The sequence below is a fragment of the Streptosporangium minutum genome, assembly GCF_002149035.1.
GTDB lineage: Bacteria > Actinomycetota > Actinomycetes > Streptosporangiales > Streptosporangiaceae > Streptosporangium > Streptosporangium minutum.
In genome coordinates this window covers 1-2,874 of record NZ_NGFP01000452.1, presented here as the reverse complement: position 1 = coordinate 2,874, position 2,874 = coordinate 1, and the positions used below count along the sequence as shown (strand labels likewise).

General features: G+C 71.3%; 2 protein-coding genes and 1 pseudogene. 1 reads left to right on the top strand and 2 read right to left on the bottom strand.

The genetic code is table 11. The features are described 5' to 3' along the window. Positions 1 to 225, bottom strand: a pseudogene (locus tag CA984_RS43445) (molybdopterin oxidoreductase family protein); the annotation flags it as partial. Between CA984_RS43445 and CA984_RS43440 the strand changes: the two are divergent. Continuing rightward, on the top strand, positions 224 to 2,248 hold the full coding sequence (locus CA984_RS43440) for a molybdopterin-containing oxidoreductase family protein (RefSeq protein ID WP_086579099.1): 2,025 nt from the start codon (positions 224 to 226) through the stop codon (positions 2,246 to 2,248). The pseudogene CA984_RS43445 and the gene CA984_RS43440 sit on opposite strands and share 2 nt — an antisense overlap. Here CA984_RS43440 and CA984_RS43435 read toward each other — a convergent pair. Beyond that, entirely contained in the window at positions 2,217 to 2,744 is a 528-nt protein-coding gene (locus CA984_RS43435; protein ID WP_086579098.1) for an alpha/beta hydrolase, read from the bottom strand. The genes CA984_RS43440 and CA984_RS43435 overlap by 32 nt on opposite strands. Between the last annotated feature and the right edge of the window lie 130 nt (positions 2,745 to 2,874).

Here is a 2,874-nt window from a genome sequence, read left to right as displayed (position 1 = left end):
GTCCATCCCGCCGGCCGTGCCGTTGGTCCGCGACAGCCCGACGTTGCCCGCCGTCGAGCAGATGTTCAGGAAGTGCCTGGAGGCGCCGAGCGCGTTCCAGAACCGCCGGCCCGCCATGCCCTCGGACCCCTGGATGTAACCCAGCGTGCCGGTGCCCAGATACGGCCAGATCGCCTCGCCGCCGTGCTCGTCGATGATCCCGCGCGCGGCTAAAGTCGGGGACATGTCACTGGGGGAACTGCAGGTTCTGGGCGCCTGCCCGCTGGACTGCCCGGACGCGTGCTCATGGGTGGTGACCGTCCGGGACGGCGAGGCCGTCAAGATGCGCGGCAACCCCGACCACCCCTACACCCGCGGCGCGCTCTGCGTGAAGGTCAACCGCTACCTTGAGCACACCCGGGCGCCCGACCGCATCCTCCATCCGATGCGCCGGATCGGCCCCAAGGGGTCCGGCCGGTTCGCGCGGATCAGCTGGGACGAGGCCCTGGAGGAGATCTCCGTACGGCTGCGCGGGATCATCGACGAGCACGGCGGCGAGGCGATCTGGCCGTATCTGGGCACCGGCACGCTGGGTTACATCCAGGGGTCCGAGGGCATGGCGGGCCGGCGGTTCTGGAACGCGCTCGGCGCCTCCAGGCACTTCCTGAACATCTGCTCGACGGCGGGCAACGTCGGGCTGTCGCGGACCAACGGCACGGCCGGCGGGATGGACCCCGAGACGTTCGCCCTGTCGAAGCTGATCCTGCTCTGGGGCACCAACACGCTGACCAGCGGGCACCACCTGTGGAAGTTCATCCAGGACGCCCGCGCGGCCGGGGCGCACGTGGTGGCGATCGACCCGATCCGCACCCGGACCGCCGAGCAGGCCGACGAGTACCTGCCGATCCGGCCCGGCACCGACGCGGCGCTGGCCCTCGGCCTGCTGAACGTGGTCCTCTCCGAGGGCGCGGAGGACCGCGACTACCTGGAGAACCACACGAGCGGATGGGAGGGGTTCCGCGCGGAGATCCTGCGCCACCCGCCGGAGCGCGTTGCGGAGATCACCGGGCTGCCCGAGTCCGACATCCGGGCCCTGGGCGTACGGCTGGCGCACACCCGGCCCACCGGCATCCGGGCCACGATGGGCATCCAGCGGCACGCGGGCGGCGGCACCGCGATGCGCACGATCGCCGCCATCCCCGGGGTGACCGGCGACTGGCGCCGTCCCGGCGGCGGGGTCGCCTACTCCACCACCGCCTACTTCCGCCTGAACGTCGACAGCCGCGAGGACCTGCTCGCCGCGCCGGTCCGGCAGCTCACGATGACCCGGCTGGCCGAGGGGCTGGACGAGTCGGTGAAGTGCCTGTGGGTGTATGCCGCCAACCCCATGGGGTCCACCTCCGCCCAGGACCGCATCCGCGAGAGGCTGCTGCGTGAGGACCTGTTCACGGTCGTGATGGAGCAGTTCCCGACCGACACCGTGGACTACGCCGACATCGTCCTGCCGGCGACCATGCAGATCGAGCACACCGACCTGCACGCGGGTTACGGGCACATGTATCTGATGTGGAACGAGCCCGCCGTCGAGCCGCCGGGTGAGTGCCTGTCCACCATGGAGACGTTCCGGCGCCTGGCCAGGCACATGGGCCTGACCGAGCCGTCGCTGTACGACTCGGACCTGGAGCTGGCCGAGCAGCTGCTCGCCTCGGGGCACCCGTCACTGGAGGGCATAACGGTCGACCGGCTGCGCAAGGAAGGCTGGGTCCGGCTCAACGTGCCGCAGCCGTTCGTGCCCTTCGCCGACGGCTTCCCGACGCCCTCGGGGCGGCTGGAGTTCGGTTCCGGGCCGGCCTACGTCCCCCCGCACACGGCGTCCGCCGAGCGCGGGCCGTACCCGCTGACACTGGTCACCCCGGCCTCCCACACGTTCCTCAACACCACCTTCGGCAACAACCCCGAGCTGCTGCGGCGCTCGAAGGGGCCCCGGGTCCTGGTCAGCCCGGCGGACGCCGCCCAGCGAGGGCTGAGCGACGGGCAGCGTGCGCGGGTGTTCAACGACAACGGTGAGTTCGAGGCCGTGGTGGAGATCAGCGACAGGGTACGGCCCGGCGTGGTGGCCTCCGCCAAGGGGCACTGGCGCAAGCTGAGCCCCGGCGGCGCGACGGTGAACGCCGTGGTGGACGAGCGCGACGCCGACATGGGCCGGGGCGCCGTCTACCACGACAACCTGGTCGAGCTCAGCCCTTGTGCTTCTCGACGAAGGACGTGACGGCGCGCAGCGCCTTCTCTCCCTGGTCTCCGGTGAACAGCTCGCTGGCGTGGGCGGAACCGGGGAGGACGAGCATCTGGCGGTCGGCTGACTTCACGGCCTCGTTGTAGACGATCTGCAGCATGTCGACCGGGGCTTCGGGGTCGGCGTCCCCGGCCACCTGGAGGAAGGGCGCCCTGAGGTCGTCCACCTCCCCCGGCTGGATCGTCCCGGAGACGCTGATGACCGCGGCCACCGGGAAGTCCAGTTTGCCGGCGGCGAGCAGGGAGAGCCGTCCGCCCATCGACCCGCCGACCAGCACCACCTTCGTGGCGCCCGCCTTGCGCAGCCGCTGGGCCATCGCGACGGTGTCCTCCTCGGGCGCCGCCGTGTCGTTCCGGTCGAACAGCAGGACCCGGTGTCCCTCGGCGACCAGCCGGTCGGCCAGCGGGAGCCAGCTGCACACGCTGCCCTGGCGCTCGTAGGAGACGACCACTCCCACGGGCCCCTTGCCCATGATCACGCCCTTGGTGGTGGTGCCGCCGCGCTTGTAGTCGAAGATCTTCCCCGTCTCCTCGGTGACGCAGCCGTCGATGTTCGCCCCCGTGGGAGTGGTCGTCTCCTACGAGCGCCAGGGCCGCCAGGGC